Annotated in this window: 16 protein-coding genes and 1 pseudogene; 12 read left to right on the top strand and 5 right to left on the bottom strand. The window is 61.2% G+C overall.

Annotated elements, in window-relative coordinates; all coding sequences use genetic code 11:
• The first annotated feature begins 35 nt into the window (after positions 1 to 35).
• The 7 genes from lpxL (at position 36) to ACB035_RS08845 (ending at position 8,220) form a co-directional block, all read left to right on the top strand.
• Entirely contained in the window at positions 36 to 959 is a 924-nt protein-coding gene (gene lpxL, locus ACB035_RS08875; RefSeq protein WP_371167102.1) for an LpxL/LpxP family Kdo(2)-lipid IV(A) lauroyl/palmitoleoyl acyltransferase, read from the top strand.
• A gap of 626 nt (positions 960 to 1,585) precedes the next feature.
• A complete protein-coding gene (locus tag ACB035_RS08870; RefSeq protein ID WP_021231686.1) occupies positions 1,586 to 3,508 on the top strand; it encodes a PTS mannitol transporter subunit IICBA in 1,923 nt (640 codons plus the stop codon).
• Between the two features lie 37 nt (positions 3,509 to 3,545).
• On the top strand, positions 3,546 to 4,691 hold the full coding sequence (locus tag ACB035_RS08865) for a mannitol-1-phosphate 5-dehydrogenase (protein WP_005363105.1): 1,146 nt from the start codon (positions 3,546 to 3,548) through the stop codon (positions 4,689 to 4,691).
• Positions 4,692 to 4,824: 133 nt separating this feature from the next.
• Positions 4,825 to 5,346 carry an MltR family transcriptional regulator gene (locus ACB035_RS08860; RefSeq protein WP_005335907.1) on the top strand — a complete coding sequence of 174 codons (522 nt, stop codon included), beginning with the start codon at positions 4,825 to 4,827 and terminating at the stop codon, positions 5,344 to 5,346.
• 190 nt (positions 5,347 to 5,536) lie between these two features.
• Complete coding sequence (locus ACB035_RS08855; RefSeq protein WP_371167101.1) at positions 5,537 to 7,324, top strand: cation:proton antiporter; 1,788 nt, start codon at positions 5,537 to 5,539, stop codon at positions 7,322 to 7,324.
• Positions 7,321 to 7,893 carry a DNA-J related domain-containing protein gene (locus ACB035_RS08850; protein ID WP_236272702.1) on the top strand — a complete coding sequence of 191 codons (573 nt, stop codon included), beginning with the start codon at positions 7,321 to 7,323 and terminating at the stop codon, positions 7,891 to 7,893. The genes ACB035_RS08855 and ACB035_RS08850 overlap by 4 nt, the downstream gene beginning before the upstream one ends.
• Positions 7,894 to 7,971: 78 nt before the next feature.
• On the top strand, positions 7,972 to 8,220 hold the full coding sequence (locus tag ACB035_RS08845; RefSeq protein WP_069526933.1) for a hypothetical protein: 249 nt from the start codon (positions 7,972 to 7,974) through the stop codon (positions 8,218 to 8,220).
• 61 nt (positions 8,221 to 8,281) lie between these two features.
• Here ACB035_RS08845 and ACB035_RS08840 read toward each other — a convergent pair whose 3' ends face one another.
• Both ACB035_RS08840 and zntB read right to left on the bottom strand, forming a co-directional pair.
• Positions 8,282 to 8,794: a mechanosensitive ion channel domain-containing protein gene (locus ACB035_RS08840; protein WP_005354921.1), complete on the bottom strand. Its 513-nt coding sequence runs from the start codon at positions 8,792 to 8,794 to the stop codon at positions 8,282 to 8,284.
• A 13-nt stretch (positions 8,795 to 8,807) separates the two neighbouring features.
• Positions 8,808 to 9,773: pseudogene (gene zntB / locus ACB035_RS08835) on the bottom strand (zinc transporter ZntB).
• A gap of 139 nt (positions 9,774 to 9,912) precedes the next feature.
• Here zntB and ACB035_RS08830 point away from each other — a divergent pair.
• Complete coding sequence (locus tag ACB035_RS08830) at positions 9,913 to 10,362, top strand: YaiI/YqxD family protein (protein WP_005335916.1); 450 nt, start codon at positions 9,913 to 9,915, stop codon at positions 10,360 to 10,362.
• A 125-nt stretch (positions 10,363 to 10,487) separates the two neighbouring features.
• Entirely contained in the window at positions 10,488 to 10,988 is a 501-nt protein-coding gene (locus ACB035_RS08825; RefSeq protein WP_128815290.1) for a metal-dependent hydrolase, read from the top strand.
• 64 nt (positions 10,989 to 11,052) lie between these two features.
• Here the strand turns inward: ACB035_RS08825 and ACB035_RS08820 are convergent, their stop codons facing one another.
• Positions 11,053 to 12,258, bottom strand: coding sequence for a NupC/NupG family nucleoside CNT transporter (locus ACB035_RS08820; RefSeq protein ID WP_005363118.1), 1,206 nt, complete (start codon positions 12,256 to 12,258; stop codon positions 11,053 to 11,055).
• Positions 12,259 to 12,801: 543 nt separating this feature from the next.
• On the opposite strand from ACB035_RS08820, the gene dbpA reads away from it, so the two are divergent.
• Together dbpA and ACB035_RS08810 are read left to right on the top strand one after the other, a co-directional pair.
• A complete protein-coding gene (gene dbpA / locus ACB035_RS08815) occupies positions 12,802 to 14,181 on the top strand; it encodes an ATP-dependent RNA helicase DbpA (protein WP_005335919.1) in 1,380 nt (459 codons plus the stop codon).
• Between the two features lie 89 nt (positions 14,182 to 14,270).
• Positions 14,271 to 14,561: a YkgJ family cysteine cluster protein gene (locus ACB035_RS08810; protein WP_021231680.1), complete on the top strand. Its 291-nt coding sequence runs from the start codon at positions 14,271 to 14,273 to the stop codon at positions 14,559 to 14,561.
• 27 nt (positions 14,562 to 14,588) lie between these two features.
• Here ACB035_RS08810 and ACB035_RS08805 read toward each other — a convergent pair whose 3' ends face one another.
• Entirely contained in the window at positions 14,589 to 14,996 is a 408-nt protein-coding gene (locus ACB035_RS08805) for a hypothetical protein (RefSeq protein WP_088868409.1), read from the bottom strand.
• Positions 14,997 to 15,264: 268 nt separating this feature from the next.
• On the opposite strand from ACB035_RS08805, the gene ACB035_RS08800 reads away from it, so the two are divergent.
• A complete protein-coding gene (locus ACB035_RS08800; protein WP_371167100.1) occupies positions 15,265 to 16,659 on the top strand; it encodes a PepSY-associated TM helix domain-containing protein in 1,395 nt (464 codons plus the stop codon).
• Between the two features lie 75 nt (positions 16,660 to 16,734).
• Here ACB035_RS08800 and ACB035_RS08795 read toward each other — a convergent pair whose 3' ends face one another.
• Positions 16,735 to 17,640, bottom strand: a complete 906-nt coding sequence (locus ACB035_RS08795; RefSeq protein WP_371167099.1) for a 1,4-dihydroxy-2-naphthoate polyprenyltransferase — start codon at positions 17,638 to 17,640, stop codon at positions 16,735 to 16,737.
• Positions 17,641 to 17,724 lie beyond the last annotated feature (84 nt).

Here is a 17,724-nt window from a genome sequence, read left to right as displayed (position 1 = left end):
ATCCCCCGATTGTGTTTGCGAACAAGAGATTAGCCATGGCCCACGACAACGCTCCCCGCCTGGAGCCCCGCCTGTTTCATCCCCGTTACTGGGCCAGCTGGTTCGGCCTAGGCCTGCTCTGGCTGCTGACCCTGCTGCCGTGGCGTAGCCAGATGTGGCTGGGCCGTCAGCTCGGTCGTCTCGCCGCCAGGATATTGAAGTCCCGGGTGAAGATTGCCCGTCGCAATCTGGAGCTGGCGATGCCCGAGCTGACCCGAGATGAGCGGGAGAAACTGCTCAAGGCAAACTTCGAGAGCGTGGGCTGCGCCGTGTTCGAGGTGGGGATCGCCTGGTTCTGGCCAGACTGGCGGATGCGCAACCTGATGAAGGTGGAAGGGGAAGAGCACGTCATCGCCGCCATGGAAAAAGGCCAGGGCATGCTGCTGCTCTCCTGCCACTTCCTGACGCTGGAACTCAACGCCCGCTGTTTCGGGCTGGTGCGCCCCGGGGTCGGGGTCTATCGCCCCAACACCAACCCGGTATTGGAGTATGCCCAGTACCACGGTCGCTGCGCCTCCAACAAATATCTGGTGGACCGGATGGATGTGAAGGGGATGATCAAGGCGCTGCGCAACGGTGACGCCCTCTGGTATGCACCGGATCACGACTACGGCTCCCACGCCAGCGTGTTCGTGCCTTACTTCGCGGTAGAGCAGGCCGCCACCATCACCGGCACCGCCACCCTGGCGCGGGTGAAGAACACCGTCACTCTGCCCTGCTACAACATCCGCACCAGCGAGGGTTACATCCTGCATATCGGCGCGCCGCTCGCCGACTACCCGAGCGGGGATGACATGGTCGATGCGGCTCGCGCCAACCGAGAGATTGAAGCAGCCGTGCGCAAGGCGCCAGAGCAGTACATGTGGCTCCATCGCCGCTTCAAGACCCGCCCCTCCCCCGAGGATGCCGGCTTCTACTAAACCGCAGCCCCCGACAGGGGATAGCTCGTAAAAACCGACAAACCGCCTGCTGGCGGTTTGTTTTTATCTGCAATCTGGCCTGCGCGGAAAACAAGCGCCCCGAACACTGCCGCTCGATAGCATCCTGCATGTTGGCGCCCATTCCCATCAATCAGCCGCAAAAGAGCCCTCATCACCAACCGTAAAAACTGAAAGCGGGTTACAAATTTATTGATTCATTGATAATCAATGGAGTGTTGCGATAGATCCATCGTCAATACCCGCTGATGAGTAATTGAGTGATTTGTCCCATTCGAATACAAAAACTGAATTCGTGATGCAAATCACCTTTGCACGAAGGAGCGGCAAAGCTGAACTGGTGATATAAATCACAAAAAATGGTCGTTCAAAACAGAAAAGATCGAAATGTAGCCGAATTACAGCATGGGAATGTGATGTGGGTCACTGGTTATGGATGGGGTATCGCTGGGTATCTGAGAGCTGGATCACAAGACACCCCGTTTTCAGCCTAATTTGATATCAAGCTGGTAGATTGAAGTTGCTTAGACGACCGGGATGGCGGTTCGGCAAAACCGGCCATCCCGACTACCACTTTTAATCAAACAGGCTTAAAACGGGGTCCCGACATGTTATCACCGGATACCAAAGTCAAGATACAGAATTTTGGACGCTTCCTGTCCAATATGGTCATGCCCAACATAGGCGCCTTTATCGCCTGGGGCTTTATCACCGCCCTCTTCATCCCCACCGGCTGGCTGCCCAATGAAACCTTGGCCAAGCTGGTCGGCCCCATGATCACCTACCTGCTGCCGCTGCTGATTGGCTACACCGGCGGCAAACTGATGGGCGGTGAGCGCGGCGGCGTGGTTGGTGCCATCACCACCATGGGTGTCATCGTGGGCACCGATATCCCCATGTTCATGGGCGCCATGATGGTCGGCCCGCTCGGTGGCTGGGCAATCAAGCGCTTCGACAAGGCGATGGACGGTCGCGTCAAAAGCGGCTTCGAGATGCTGGTCAACAACTTCTCCGCCGGCCTTATCGGCATGCTGCTGGCCATCCTCGCCTTCTTTGTGATTGGCCCCTTCGTCAAGGTGCTCTCCGGTCTGCTGGCCGGTGGCGTCGGCTTCCTGGTGGAAAACCACATGCTGCCGCTCACCTCCATCTTCGTCGAACCGGCCAAGATCCTGTTCCTCAACAACGCCATCAACCACGGCATCTTCTCGCCGCTGGGGATCCAGCAGGCGACCGAGCACGGCAGCTCCATCTTCTTCCTGATTGAAGCGAACCCGGGCCCGGGCATGGGTGTGCTGCTGGCCTACATGGTGTTCGGTCGTGGTGCGGCCAAGCAGTCCGCGGCTGGCGCCTCCATCATTCACTTCTTCGGCGGCATCCACGAGATCTACTTCCCGTACGTGCTGATGAACCCGCGCCTCATTCTGGCGGTGATCGCCGGTGGCATGACCGGGGTCTTTACCCTGACCCTGTTCAACGCCGGTCTGGTCTCCCCCGCATCGCCGGGCTCCATCTTCGCCGTGCTGTTGATGACGCCGAAAGCCTCCCTGATCGGGGTCGCCCTCTCCATCATCAGCGCCACTCTGGTCTCCTTCCTGGTCGCCGCCGTATTCGTTCGCGCCCAGCAACCGGAAGCGGACGAGGCCGATGCCCTCGGTGAAGCCACTCGCAAGATGAAAGCCATGAAGGGCGGCAAGCCCGAAACCGCAGCGGCCAAGAAGCCGGGCGGCGAACTGATGGCGGTACGCAATATCGTGGTCGCCTGCGATGCGGGCATGGGTTCCAGCGCCATGGGCGCCGGCATGCTGCGCAAGCGGGTACAGGCCGCCGGGCTCGATATCAGCGTCACCAACCGCGCCATCGATCAACTCGACGATCAGGTGGACTGGGTCATCACTCACAAGGATCTGACCGAGCGGGCCCGTCGCCATGCGCCGAACGCTCACCATATTTCCCTGACCAACTTCCTCGACAACGGCCTCTATCAGGAGCTGGTACAGAGCCTGAGCCGCGCCGCCAACGATGATGTCGCCAACCCGCAGCTGCTGGTGGCCGCCAACGACGACAGCTACGAGCCGCAAGCAGCCGAAGTCTTTACCCTGAGCCGTCATGACGTGCATCTGGGACTGAAAGCCGACAACAAGGAGGCCGCCATCCTGACCGCTGGCCGACTGCTGGCAGAGCGCGGTTACGTGGCGCCCGACTACGTCAACGCCATGCTGGAGCGTGAACAGCTGGTCTCCACCTACCTCGGCGAATCCATCGCCGTGCCCCACGGCACCATTGCCGCCAAGGAGTTTGTGAAGCGGACCGGCATCGTCATCTGCCAGTACCCGGCCGGGGTCGCCTTTGGCGAAGCCGCCGATGAGGTGGCGCGGCTGGTGATCGGCATCGCTGCCCGCAACGACGAACATATGCAGGTGATAACCCGCCTGACCAATGCACTGGATGAACCCGGTCTCATCGACCGGCTGGCCAGCACCACGGATCCACAGGCCTTCCTGGATCTGCTGGGTGCCGAACAGGCTGCGTAATCATCTTTCATCGTCTTTGGTTCAAGAGGTTAATATCATGAAAACATTGCATTTTGGTGCTGGTAACATCGGTCGCGGCTTTATCGGCAAAGTACTGGCGGATGCCAGCCATCAGGTCACCTTCGCCGACGTCAACGACACCCTGATCGACCAGCTCAACCACCGTCAAGAGTACAAGGTCCATGTGGTGGGTGCGGATCAGAAGCTGGACGTGGTGCGCAACGTGGCGGCGGTGAGCTCCGCCGGTCACGAGGTGATCGCCCGTATCATCACCGCCGACCTGGTCACCACCGCGGTCGGCCCCAACATTCTGGACAAGATTGCCAGCACCCTGGCCAAGGGGCTGCAAGCTCGCTTCGATGCCGGCAACCTGACTCCGCTCAACGTCATCGCCTGCGAAAACATGGTGCGCGGCACCAGCCACCTCAAGCGGGAGGTACTCAAGTACCTGCCGGTCGCGTATCATGCCACGCTCGAATCCTGCATCGGCTTCGTCGACTCGGCGGTGGATCGCATCGTGCCGCCCGCCGCGGCTGCCAACGATGACCCGCTGGAAGTGACGGTAGAGAGCTTCAGCGAGTGGATCGTCGACCAGACCCAGTTCAAGGGGGAGCTGCCACAGGTGGCGGGCATGGAGCCCACCGACAACCTGATGGCCTTCGTCGAGCGCAAGCTGTTCACCCTCAACACCGGCCACATCGTCACCGCCTATCTCGGCAAACTGCGGGGCTACCGCACAGTGCGCGAGGCGATCGAAGATCCGGTGATCCGCAGCAAGGTGCGCCGCGCCATGGAGGAGAGCGGTGCCGTGCTGGTAAAACGCTACGGCTTCGACCCGCGCCTGCACGCCGCCTATATCGAGAAGATCCTGGCCCGCTTCGCCAACCCCTATCTGGTGGACGAGATTGACCGGGTCGGTCGTCAGCCACTGCGCAAGCTGGCGGCGGGGGATCGACTGGTGAAGCCGCTGCTGGGCACCCTGGAGTACGGCCTGCCCAACGAGCAGTTGCAGGAGGGGATCGCCGCGGCGCTCCACTATCGCAATGCCGATGACCCGCAGGCGGTGGAGCTGCAAGCCCTGCTGGCGGAGCTTGGCCCGGCCAAAGCGCTGGCCCGCGTCACCGGACTGGATGAAGAGAGCGAAGTGGTTCGCGCCATCGTCGCCCGTTACGAAACCCTGTAATAACCCTGCTTGCGGCGCATTCAGCCACCACTGATAGCGCGCCAAGCGCTTGAATGGCAAGGGAATGTGCCCCATATGATAAAAACCGGGAGAGAGGCCCACTCTCTCCCTGTCAGCTGGACCCAATGCACCTATGACCACACACCAGGAAGATGAAGTACTGGAACGACTGAATGAGCAGGATGGCCCCCGCGGCTTCTTTCTCGAAGCCGTGACCATCCTGGAAGAGGCGGTCGACTCCCTGATGCGACGCGCGTTCCGTCAGGAGGAGTATGCCGTCAAATACGCCATCGAACCCCTGCTCAACCAGAGCGGCCCCCTCGGCCAGCTGGAGGTGCGCCTCAAGCTCATCTTCGCCCTCGGCCTCATCTCACTCGAGCGCTATCAGGATATCGAAGCCTATATCAAGATCCGCGACTTTCTGGTGCGCGACCCCAAGGATTACCGCTTCAGCGACAAGCCGATCCGCGATCTGCTCGACCGCCTGCACGGGGTCAATCAGGGCGGCATGATGAAGCTGGAGCCCCCCGCCAGCGAAGAGGATTGGGCCTTCTACCAGATGCAGCTCAACCGGCTCGATCAGATGGTGCGCTCCGCACTGGTACTGGCGCTGGCCGACTGTGTCGGCGAGCTCCACAAGGAGAGCCCCATCTAATCCGGCCCCGAGGCCACCCCATCACCACGGTTGGCGTCTGGCTGGCGCCCTGCACACCACCGCCAGCCACCATGACGCCGACTGTCGCACATCTCCCCATCCCGGCCATGATGCACGCTCCTTCAGGTGTCAATCTGACCAACTTAGCCACTACACTAGCTCCATACTCACTGCCTGAATCGAGGTCTGCATGATTGCCCTCTCTCTGGCCGGGATCGCCCTGGTCTCCGTGCTGGCCCAATGGCTCGCCTGGTCGCTGCGGGTGCCCGCCATCCTGTTTCTGCTGCTCACCGGCCTGACTCTGGGCCCGGTCAGCGGCCTGCTCGACCCCGATGCCCTGCTCGGGGATCTGCTGTTTCCGCTGGTCTCCCTGTCGGTAGCCATCATCCTGTTCGAGGGGGCGTTGACCCTTCATCTGGCCGAGCTCAAGGGGATCGGCAAGGTGGTGCGCAATCTCTGCTCCACCGGCATGCTGGTCAGCTTCGCCGTCATCGGCAGCGCCGGTTACTTCCTGCTGGGGCTGGACTGGCGGGTCGCCACCATGCTCGGCGCTGTGCTGGTGGTAACGGGCCCGACGGTGATCGCCCCCATGCTCAACGTGATCCGCCCCACCCGGGAGGTGGACCGCATCCTGCGCTGGGAGGGGATCGTCATCGACCCTATCGGCGCCCTGTTTGCGGTGCTGGTGTTCGAGGCGGTGCGCCTCGGCAGTCAGGGGGATCTCATCAGCCATACCCTGCTGGCGCTGGGCAAGACAGTGCTGGTCGGTTCCCTGATCGGGGTGGCGGCAGGCTGGCTCACCACCCTGCTCATTCGCAAGGACTGGCTGCCGGTCAGCCTGCACAAGTTCGGCGTGCTGGCGCTGGTGCTGGTCACCTTCAGCCTCTCCAACTGGCTCAGCCACGAATCGGGCCTGCTGGCGGTGACCGTGTTCGGCATCTGGCTCGCCAATCAGGAAGGACTGGATCTGGAGGAGGTGCTGGCGTTCAAGGAGGATCTCGCGGTCATCCTTATCTCCAGCCTGTTTATCCTGCTGGCGGCACGCCTCGATCTGGCCCAGCTCTGGCAGCTCGGCCCCATGGTGCTGGCACTGCTGTGCGTGGTTCAGTTCGTGGCGCGCCCGCTCTGTATTCTGGTCTCGACCTGGGGCTCGGATCTCTCCTGGCGGGCTCGCGCTCTGCTGAGCTGGATCGCCCCGCGCGGCATAGTCGCGGCGGCGGTCAGTGCCTCGTTCGCCATCAGCCTGCATCAGGCCGAGATCCCCGATGCCGACAAGCTGGTACCGCTGGTATTTGCAGTGATCATCTCCACCGTGGTGTTGCAGAGCCTCACCTCGGCACCGCTGGCCAGCCTACTCAAGATGCGCCAGAGCGCCCCCAACACCTGGCTCATCATAGGGGCCAACTCGGTGGCGCGGGCCATAGGCCGGGCGCTGGCGGATCAGGGGGTGTCAGTGCAGCTCTGCGATCCCGCCTGGGAGTTCTGCAAACAGGCGCGGATGAGCAACCTGCCCTGCTATTTCGGCAACCCCCAGTCGGAACATGCCGAGCTGCACCTGCCGCTTACCAGCATCAGTACCGTGCTGGCACTCTCCCCCAACCGCCACAACAACGCCCTCGGGGTGCTGTACTTCGCCCACCTCTACGGCGAGGAGCAGGTCTACTCCCTGCGCTCCAGCGAGCAGCACGGCAAGGCCAACCGGGAGAGCGCCACCTTTCGCGCTCGCCAGAACCTGTTCGGCCCCGACATCAACTATGCCAAGCTGAGCGGCCTGCTGAGCCGGGATGGCCAGATCAAGGCGACCCGCCTGAGCGAGGCGTTCGACTGGGCCCAGTATCAGACCGCCAATCCCGGCGCCATCCCGCTCTTCATCATGGATGGCAAGGGCAAGCCCCAGATCGTCACCGGCCCCGTCACCCCGCAGGCGGGTGAGCTGCTGATCGCCCTGCAACCGCCCAGAGAGCAGGGTGCCGAATGAGCGAAGCCAGCCACAATCCGCTGGTCGCCCCTCTGCTGGTGCTGCTGCAACAGGCGGCGGGCAGTTACAAGGTGCATGAGCTGATGGCCGCTCTGCGCCAGCAGGGAGCAATCCCCCGACTGGCTGACGATGAGCAGCTGCAGCTGTTTCGGGTCAACTTCCTGATCATGAACGCCCTCTACCAGTTGCAGGCCGAGCTTTATGAAGAGGGTTGGTGGCTGGTGATCAGCACCCTGGATATCCGGCTCGAACCGCTGGCCGGGAACCAGGAGGCCAACCACGGCTTTGCCCTTGGCGAAAATCTGCGTAGCTACTATCTCGACTGGCAGGTGTTCTGGCAGACCGACCGTGCCGAAGTGGAGGCCCTGCTCAACCGCTTCTGGCGCGCTTATGACGGTGAGGGACACAAAGCTGAGGCGCTGGCCCTGTTCGAGTTGAATGAAGGGGCGAGTCAGGAGGCGATCCGCCGCCGCTGGCGGGAGCTGGCACTGCAGCACCATCCGGATCGGGGCGGCAACGCCGAGACCTTTATCCGCATCCGCTGGGCATGGGAGGTTCTGCGGGGATGATCCCGTTGCCGCACCACTGTTGCCGCACATAAAGGGCAGGCATAGACTGAAGCTGGATATTCCCCACAGGAGAGCATCATGACAGTCAGTGAACTTCGTAAGCTCTATCAGCAACAGATCCTGCACGAGGCCGAAATCCTCCACGACGTGGCCATTCCCGGCTGGCTCATCGAATTCAGAGGCAAGGATGGCGCCCTCTACGAGCTGACCGACACCCTCGGCTGCCCGGTCAGTTTCGGCACCGTCGAGCAGGCCCGCGAACATCTGCATCAGGTGGCCGACTGCCCGGTTCAGGTGGAGCACCTCTACCGCTTCTTCGAACGCTAGCGCCAACCACCGCAGAGTAAAAAGGCTCCCGAGGGAGCCTTTTTGTTATTCCGGTTGCTTTCTATTCCGGTTGCAGCGGTTCCGCCACCTTGCCCTCCAGCTTTCTGACCGGCTTTTGCAGGATCAGGTTGGCCGGATAGGTGACCAGATCGCCGTTGTCATCACGCACCCGCACGTAGAAGAGGCCAATCTCGGTGATGACGCCGGTGACCGAATCATCCTTGTCGAGGATACGGATCCGGTCGCCAATCTTGTAGGGAAAGGCGAAGAAGATGGTGATGCTGGCGGTGATGTTGGAGAGGATCGACCACTGGGCCACCATGGCGACCCCCAATACCGCAAAGAAGGAGGACGCGAGCACCACCAGTCGGGAGAAGTCGAGCCCCCATACCCCGGCCAGCACCAGCAAGGTGGCGCAACCGAGCAGGAAGTGGAACACATGGGCCACGTAGAGCACCCGGTTCTCGCTCACCTGCCTGCTCTGACCGAGCGCCAGCAGGCTCTTGTGAATCAGCCGCCGGATCAGGGTATGACCCAGCAACAGCAGCAGGGTCAGGCCAATTGATTGCCACATGGGTTATGCCTCCTTACCACCAGCGCCGATGCTTGAGCCAGATAGCCAGCCCGCTTGCCAGCGCCACCAAGGATCCGCAGAAGACCCAGAAGGCGGTCGGATTCTCGGCCCCGGGGATACCGCCGAGGTTGATGCCAAACAGGCCGGTCAGGAAGCTGGCAGGCAAAAAGAGCAGTGCCATCACCGACATCTGGTAGGCGCGGCGGTTGGTCGCCTCCGCCATCAGATTGTTGATCTCGTCTGCCAGCACAGCGGTGCGCGCCACCCCGGCATCGAGGTCATCGAGTCAGCGCCGCAGCCGATCGGCGATATCGAGCAGGCGACGGCGGTCATCCTCATCCAGCCAGCTGATCTTCTCGTTGGCAAGGCGCGCCACCAGATCCCGCTGCGGCGAGAGGTAGCGGCGGATCATGATGAGCTGCTTGCGGATCAGCGCCAGTCGGCCATTGGCGGGCATGTCGCGCATCAGCACCATCTCCTCCAGATCGAGGATCTTGTCGTGCAGCTCCTCGACAAACTCCCCCGCCCGATCGGTCAGGGCATCACAGATCTCCACCAGCCAGTCGGCCGGGGTATCGGCGCCGCCCCCCAGCTTGAGCTGGTTGAAAACATCCTGTTCTGAGAGCAGCGGACGACGACGGCTGCTGATGATGAGATCCGGGGTGATGAAGATGCGCAGCGCCACCATCTCTTCGGGCCTGTGATCCTTGTTGTGGTTGATGCCGCGCAGGATCAGCAGCACCGTCTCCCCCATCCGCACCAGCTTGGGACGATTGCTCTGGCCGAGCAGCGACTCCCTGGCCGCCTCGCTGAGCAAGGGGGTCTGCAACAGCCAGCGCGCCGAATCGGGATTGCCGTAATCCAGATGCAGCCAGCCGGGATGCGCCGCCGGAACTTCGCTTCCCGCCGTCAGCGGCGCCATGCCACCCTTGCCATCCAGGGTCAGGGCATAAATTACTTCACCGGGCACCCGATCCATCTCGTCTCCTTCTCGTTTCATGTGCAGGCCCCAGCTTACACCAAAGGTTGGGCCGACTCAGCCCCGCGCCGGGAAGGGAGGCCTGTGTTAACATGGCCGCTCTCGTTTTTTATCCGCTTTCACTACAGGAAACCATGCCATGCCCATCTGGGTTGATGCCGATGCCTGCCCCATTCCGGTCAAGGAGATCCTCTACCGCGCCGCCCACCGCGCCCAGGTCGTCACCACCCTGGTGGCCAATCAGGGATTGCGGGTGCCCCCCTCGCCCTTCATCAAAACCCAGCAGGTGGAGAAGGGATTCGATGTGGCAGATCATGTCATCGCCCAGCAGGTTCAGCCCGGCGATCTGGTGATCACCGGCGACATCCCTCTCGCCTCCTGGGTGATCGATGCCGGTGGCGAAGCGCTCAATCCCCGCGGCGAGATCTACACCCGCGAAACCATCAAGGCGCGGCTCGGCATGCGCAACTTTATGGAAGAGCTGCGCTCGGCCGGCGTGCAGACCGGCGGCCCGGCCCCCTTCAATGCCGCCGACAAGCAGCGCTTCGCCAACGCCCTCGACAAGTGGCTGGTCAAAGGCAAGCTGTAAAGAGACCCTAAAGGCGCCCAATTTGGGCGCTTTTTCGCCGTAACATCCTGATTTTTAAAATAAGAGCTGACCACAACCGTCAGGCTGGTAAGATGCGCCGCCATCTTGTCCACGCCGTAATCATCATGACCGCCCAAGGGCACCTGCTCTTCTCCGTTACCTGCACCCTGATCGCCCACAAACTGCAGCTCACTCCGGCGCTGGCCGATGCCAGCCTGTGGCAGACCATCCCTGCCGCGCTGGCCAGCGCCCTGTTGCCCGACCTCGACCACCCCAAATCGGTGCTGGGGCAGCGCCTGCCGTGGATCTCGAAACCTCTGTCGCGGCTGTTCGGCCATCGCGGTTTCACCCACAGTCTGCTGGCGGTCGCCGCCGCTATCTGGGGGCTGAACCAGAGCCTGCCGCCGGGCACCCTGCCCATGGGGGTCAAGGATGCGCTTATCGTCGGCTACCTCAGCCATCTGCTGGGGGACTGGCTCACCCCGGCGGGCATTCCGCTCTTCTGGCCCATCAAACGCCGTTACCGCCTGCCGGGCTGGCCGCTGCGCAGCGGCGGTGCCATCGAAACCGGCTTTTGCACTCTCACCCTGCTGGTCGCCGGCTGGTGGTGCGGCTGGCGCCTGTAAGCCAGAAACAAAAAAGCCCCTGACGAGGTCAGGGGCTCAAACCGTGGCGGGTACCGCCAGAGGATCAGATCATGATGCCAGCGATAACAGCAGAGAGCAGGCTGACCAGGGTAGAACCGTAGACCAGCTTCAGACCGAAGCGGGAAACCATGTTGCCCTTCTCTTCGTTCAGCGCTTTTACCGCACCGGCGATGATGCCGATGGAGCTGAAGTTGGCGAAAGAGACCATAAAGATGGAGAGGATGCCGACGGTACGCGGAGAGAGCTCGGCAGCCACCTTGCCCAGATCCATCATCGCCACGAACTCGTTGGTCACCAGCTTGGTCGCCATGATGGAGCCGGCTTGCAGCGCTTCACCACTCGGGATACCCAGGATCCAGGCGATCGGGTAGAAAAGGTAGCCCATGACGAACTGGAAGTTCACGCCAAATGCCATCTCGAACAGGTAGTTGATGAGGGCGATCAGGGCGATGAAGCCCACCAGCATGGCACCCACGATCACGGCAACGGTGAAACCGGCCATGATGTACTCACCCAGCATCTCGAAGAAGTTCTCTTTCTTCGGCGTGTGGTGCTCGTCACCTTCGGCAATGGCCTTGATGTCGGTCACGGAGTTATCCGGCTCGTAGGGGTTGATCAGAGAGAGCACGACGAAGGTACTGAACATGTTGAGCACCAGCGCAGCAACCACGTAGCGCGGCTCGATCAGCTGCATGTAGGCCCCGACGATGGACATGGAGACGGTAGACATGGCCGTCGCAGCCAGGGTGTACATCTGCTTCTCGTTCAGGTGCGGCAGGATGTTCTTGAGGGCGATGAAGTTCTCGGACTGACCAACGATCATCGAGCTGATGGCGTTGAAAGACTCCAGCTTGCCCATGCCATTGATCTTGGCCAGCACGGTACCGATACCGCGGATCACCAGCGGCAGCAGACGGATGTACTGCAGAATACCGATCAGTACGGAGATGAAGACGATGGGCATCAGCACCATCAGGAAGAAGGAGAAGGCCCCTTCGTTGACCAGACCACCGAACACGAAGTCGGTACCCTGTTTGGCAAACTCCATCAACTTGGTGAAGCCAGCCGCGAAGCCACCCACCACCGCCAGACCCACTTCGGAGTTCAGCATGAACCAGGCCAGCGCCAGTTCGACCACCAGCAGTTGACCGATATAACGCAGTTTGATCTGTTTCCAGTTGTGGCGGTTAGCCAGCAGAGAGAGAGCGAGGACCATCACCAGTCCGAGCACAAAGTGAACGTATTCCATACCTGTAGCACCTGAGTAAATTGTAATTTTTGACCGGCGCCATCATAGACATTTGCACATTTAAAAATCAGATAGCCATCACAATCCCGCGCAATATTATGGAGGCAGGATAATACAAACGTTTTTAAATTAATTGCGCAATGAACTGATATTAATCGCGCAACATGGGAAATATAAATCCCTTTAAAAACATCATTTTGGGCAAGATCCACACCATTTTTATGTTCTTTGAAAATATTTAATCATCATTTTCGCAACATTCCTTGTGGCGCAGTAACTGCTCGCAGAATATTTTCCAGTCATTATATTAAAACACTGAAAATAGAAAACGTTTATCCGCGATAAATAATTAGATGAGTGTTTGAAAAATAGTCTTTATTGCTATGTCGGTGATCGTCCGCGATCTGTTTGGCAACAAATGAACCTTTAATGGCCCCTCGTGACCAGCCGTTCAAAAATCCGCCACATCCGGTGCCACATTCTGGTATGATGCGCGGCCTTAGCGCTCGCGCATCCCCGTTTTCTCCGAAATAGAGTCCTTTTGTGAACAACAGCGAATTTAGCAGCCTCAATCTCTCCCCCGCCCTGCAAGAGAACCTCACCAGCCTGGGTTACCTGCAGATGACCCCGATCCAGGCCCAGAGCCTGCCCCTGGTGCTCGATGGCAAAGACCTGATCGCCAAGGCAAAAACCGGCAGCGGCAAGACCGCCGCCTTCGGCCTCGGCCTGCTGGCCAAGCTCAACGTCAACCGCCTCGAAGTGCAGGCGCTGGTGCTCTGCCCGACCCGCGAACTGGCGGATCAGGTGGCTCAGGAGATCCGTCGTCTGGCGCGCGCCCTGCCCAACGTCAAGCTGGTCACCCTGTGCGGCGGCACCCCGACCGCACCGCAGTCCGCCACCCTGAGCTTTGGTGCCCACATCGCCGTCGGCACCCCGGGTCGCATTCTCAAGCATCTGGAGCAGGGCACGCTGGAGCTATCCGGCCTCAAGACGCTGGTGCTGGATGAAGCGGATCGCATGCTGGACATGGGCTTTGGCGAAGATATCAACCGGGTCATCAGCTATGCCCCCCAGCAGCGCCAGACCCTGCTCTTCTCCGCCACCTATCCGGAAGGGATCGCCCAGATGAGCCGCGGCGTGCAGCGCAATCCGGTCGAGGTGAGCGTGGAGTCCCTGCACGAGGGGAGCGCCATCGAACAGAAGCTCTATGAAGTGCCTGCCGGTCAGCGCCTCGACGCCCTCACCTGGCTGCTGAGTCACTACCAGCCAAGCTCCTGCGTGGTGTTCTGCAACACCAAGCGCGCCTGTAACGACGTGGCCGACCATCTGGCCGCCAAGGGCTTCTCGGCGCTGGCGCTGAATGGCGATCTGGAACAGCGCGAGCGGGATCAGGTGCTGGTGCGCTTTGCCAACGGCAGCGCCACCATTCTAGTGGCCACCGATGTGGCGGCCCGTGGCCTCGACATCAAGGAGCTGGGCGCCGTCATCAACTACGAGCTGACCTATGATCCGGAAGTGCACGTGCACCGCATCGGCCGTACCGGTCGTGCCGGCCAGCAGGGTCTGGCCCTGAGTCTCTATCAGCCGAACGAGGCCCAGCGCGTCAACTTTATCGAAGAGTACCAGCAGGCTCCGATGCCGCTGGGTGATCTCGACAGCATCGGCCGCGACATCAAGCCGATCGCCCCGCAGATGGTGACCCTCTCCATCGATGCAGGCCGCAAGACCAAGGTGCGGGCCGGTGACATTCTCGGCGCCCTGACCGGTGAAGGCGGCATTGCCGGTGCCGATGTCGGCAAGATCCAGATCTCCGAGCAGTACTCCTACGTCGCGGTGAAGCGCAGCGTGGCGAGCGCCGCCCTCAAGCGGTTGCAGGAAGGCAAGATCAAGGGTCGCAGCTACCGCGCCCGCAAACTGGGCTAAGGTTCTTTGCAAGCCGTTAGCCAGACCACAGGCGCCTGACAGGCGCCTGTTTCATATCTCCGATGCCGCCATGCGGCAAGACAGGCACCATGACCCAAGCAATCCAAACCGAAGTGAGCTGCCAGAACTGCGAAGCCTGCTGCTGCCGCCTCGAAGTGATGCTCTTTACCGATACCGGCGTGCCGGACCGTTATGTACTGGAACGGGAAGGCGAGATACCGGTCATGCGCCGGCTGGACGATGGCTGGTGCGCCGCCCTCGACCGCAACACCATGATGTGCCGTATCTACGAGGTGCGACCGCTGATCTGCCGCGAATTCGAAATGGGTGAACCCGACTGCGTTGACGAACGGGACAAGTGGTTTATCAAGCTGGAGTAAAACCCACCCAAGCGGTGAGCGGGGTGGTCAAGCGCTCGCAGGTTCACAGGGAGTGATGTTGAGCTGCTCCCCCAGCCACTGGATGGCCGCTGCCTCCTGCTCGAAGTAACGTACCGCCCGAAAGGGTAATCCCTTGAAGATGTTATCCGCCAGATAGCGCTTGAAGCCCCCCACGAAGACCACCGCCAGAAACTGACAGCCACTCTCGGCACACCAGCCAAACTGGCGACGAAAACGGGCCAGCACCTCGGGCCCGGCCGCTTCAAACTCGGTCGCGACCTCGACAATCCCCCAGGGGCCATCCATCAATCCGGCTAGTTCGTGACGAAAGTGCGCCTCATAGGCCATGGCACCAGCCAGATTGAAGGGGCCACTCGGGCGGCAGATCAGCATCTGGCCCCTGCGCTCCATGTCAAATTGCCCATGTGGCTGCATGACTGCTCCCATTCCGTTACCACCACCATCGCCTGCAAATTGTTACCACAAGGTAATAATTTATAAGGAAAAGTCCAGCAGCAAACAGGCTTTTCCCAAAGCGTGCTCATCCTATCCAGCAAACCGTCGGCACCTCATGTTACCCACATCCCGCACGGAATCGATATCAAGATGTGCGATTGCAGTTAACGAAACGTTACTGCTATTATCCGCGCCGCCACAAACATTCCACCTGCCGAAAGGTTTGGCACCTCAACAAGGATGTGCAATGAAAAACAGGGACTCGAGTCATTACCAACGGATCTGGCGCTGGCACTTCTACGCCGGTCTCTTTGTCGCCCCTTTCCTGATCCTGCTGTCGCTGACCGGGATCGTCTATCTGTTCAAACCCCAGCTCGACAACCTGATGTACCCCGAGCTGATGAAGGTCGCCCCCGCCAGCCAGACCCTGAGTGCCGACCAGCTGCTGGCCAAGGCGATGATGACCATGCCCGATGCCAGCCTGCGTAAATATCTGCCGCCTGCCGCTCCCGACCAGAGCGCCCAGTTCATCGTCAATCAGGGGGATCGCGAGCTGACCCTGTTTATGGACCCCACCAGCGGCGCCCTGCTCGGCACCATGGATAACAAGTGGAATCTACAGGCGGTCGCTCGCGCCCTGCACGCCGACCTGCTGCTCGGCACCACGGGGGATCGGCTGATCGAACTGGCCGCAGGCTGGGGGCTGGTACTGCTGCTGAGCGGTCTCTATCTCTGGTGGCCGCGCAAGGGGCACGGGGTGGGCGGTATTCTCTGGCCCAGAGTCAATCAGCGTGGCCGCCTCTGGTGGCGCGATCTGCACGCCGTGGTCGGCTTCTGGGGCGCAGGTTTCCTGTTGCTGCTGCTCTTGAGCGGCATGACCTGGACCGGATTCTGGGGTGACCAGTTTGCCGCAGTCTGGAACCGCTTCCCGGCCGCCATGTGGAACGAGGTGCCCAAATCGGCGCCACTGGCCCGCACCCTCAATCAGGCTCACGAGCAGACCATCCCCTGGGCGGTGGAGAATACCCCCATGCCCAGTTCGCAGCCGATCGATGAAGCGCACGATCATGGTGCCATGAACCACGGCGAGCACGAGGGAGTGGTGATGGCCAGCCAGCGCATTGCGCTGCAACAGGTGGTCGAGATCGCCCATGAGCGGAGAGTCCAACCGGGTTACAGCATCACCCCGCCGGTCGGCGCCACCGGCGTCTACACCATCGCCCTGTTTGCCGACGATCCGCGCAACGACGCCACCCTGCATATCGATCAATACAGCGGCAAGGTGCTGGCCGATGTGCGCTGGCAGGATTACGGCCCGGTTGCCAAAACGGTGGAGAGCGGCGTTATGCTGCACATGGGCAAGCTCTACGGCTGGCCCCACCAGCTTGCCATGCTGCTCATCTGCCTGATGGTGCTGGCAAGCGCCGTGAGCGGTCTGTGGATCTGGTGGTGCCGCCGCCCGCAGGGGCGTCTCGCCGCGCCGCCACTGCCCGCCAAACTCCCGCCGATGCGAGGTGCCATCACCCTGCTCATCCTGCTGGGGATCGCCTTCCCGCTGGTGGGCACCTCCATGGTCGCCATCTGGCTGCTGGATAACCTGCTCTTCTCCCGCCGCACGCTCAAAGTGGCGCGCGCCAGCTAAACCGGCCAAAACCCAAAAGGGCTCCCATCTCGGGAGCCCTTTTTATTGTTCGCCTTGGCGAGCTGCGACCAGCTGTCAGGAGAGCGCCAACCCGATGGAGAGCAGCAGGCTGAACAGAAAGGCGCTGATGGCGGTCTTCTTGAGAGCGCCGGTCAGCACCTCGCCATCGTAGCTTTCGCGAAGGGTCTTGGCCGCATCGCTAAGAGGCTTCATGGCGGGCAGGAAGATCCACGGCCAGAAACTGGCGGGCTGGATCAGGATAAAGGCGATGGTTGCCAGCAACGCCGCCCCCAACAGTACCCAGTGATAAGCGATGGCGCGGTTGCGGCCAAGGCGCACTGCCAGGGTGATCTTGCCGCTGGCGGCGTCGGTCTCGATATCACGCACATTGTTGATATTGAGCACGGCGGTGGCCAGCAGGCCACAAGCGGTGGCGGGCAGCAGCAGATCCCACTCCAACGTCTTGGTGAAGAGGTAGTAGGAGCCGAGCACCCCGAGCAGGCCGAAGAAGAGGAACACAGAGATATCGCCAAACCCGCGATAGCCGTAAGGGGTCTTGCCCACGGTGTAGGTCACCGCCGCAACGATGGCCGCGCCACCCAGCACCACAAATGCCAAAATCTGCAGCCACTGGCCGCCGAAGGCGCAGCCGAGCAGCAGCAGGCCACTGGCCACCGCCGCCAGCGCGGTCAACGCCATCGCCACGCACATCTGCTTTTTGGTAATAAGGCCGGAGACCACCGCCCGCTGCGGGCCGATCCGCTCGCCGTTGTCGGCGCCGGAGACCGCATCGCCGTAATCGTTGGCCAGATTGGAGAGGATCTGCAGCAAGATGGCGGTCAGCAGGGAGAGCGCCATGATGGTGCCATCGAAGGCGCCACGACTGGCAGCCAGCCCCGAGCCCAGCAGGATGGAAGAGCAGGCGAGCGGCAATGTTCGCAAACGCGCCGCCAGCAACCAAACAGAGAAGGTATTTGTCATTTTGTGATGGCCAAACAATCGGATATTGATCGTGTTAAGGGTTATCGAACCGGATTTGGGTATACTTGGCCCCGGAGAGTGAAG

It is taken from the genome of Aeromonas sp. S12(2024) (genome assembly GCF_041402305.1).
GTDB lineage: Bacteria > Pseudomonadota > Gammaproteobacteria > Enterobacterales > Aeromonadaceae > Aeromonas > Aeromonas veronii.
The sequence above is the reverse complement of the archived record's forward strand: the minus strand, read 5'-3'. Positions and strand labels throughout refer to the sequence as shown.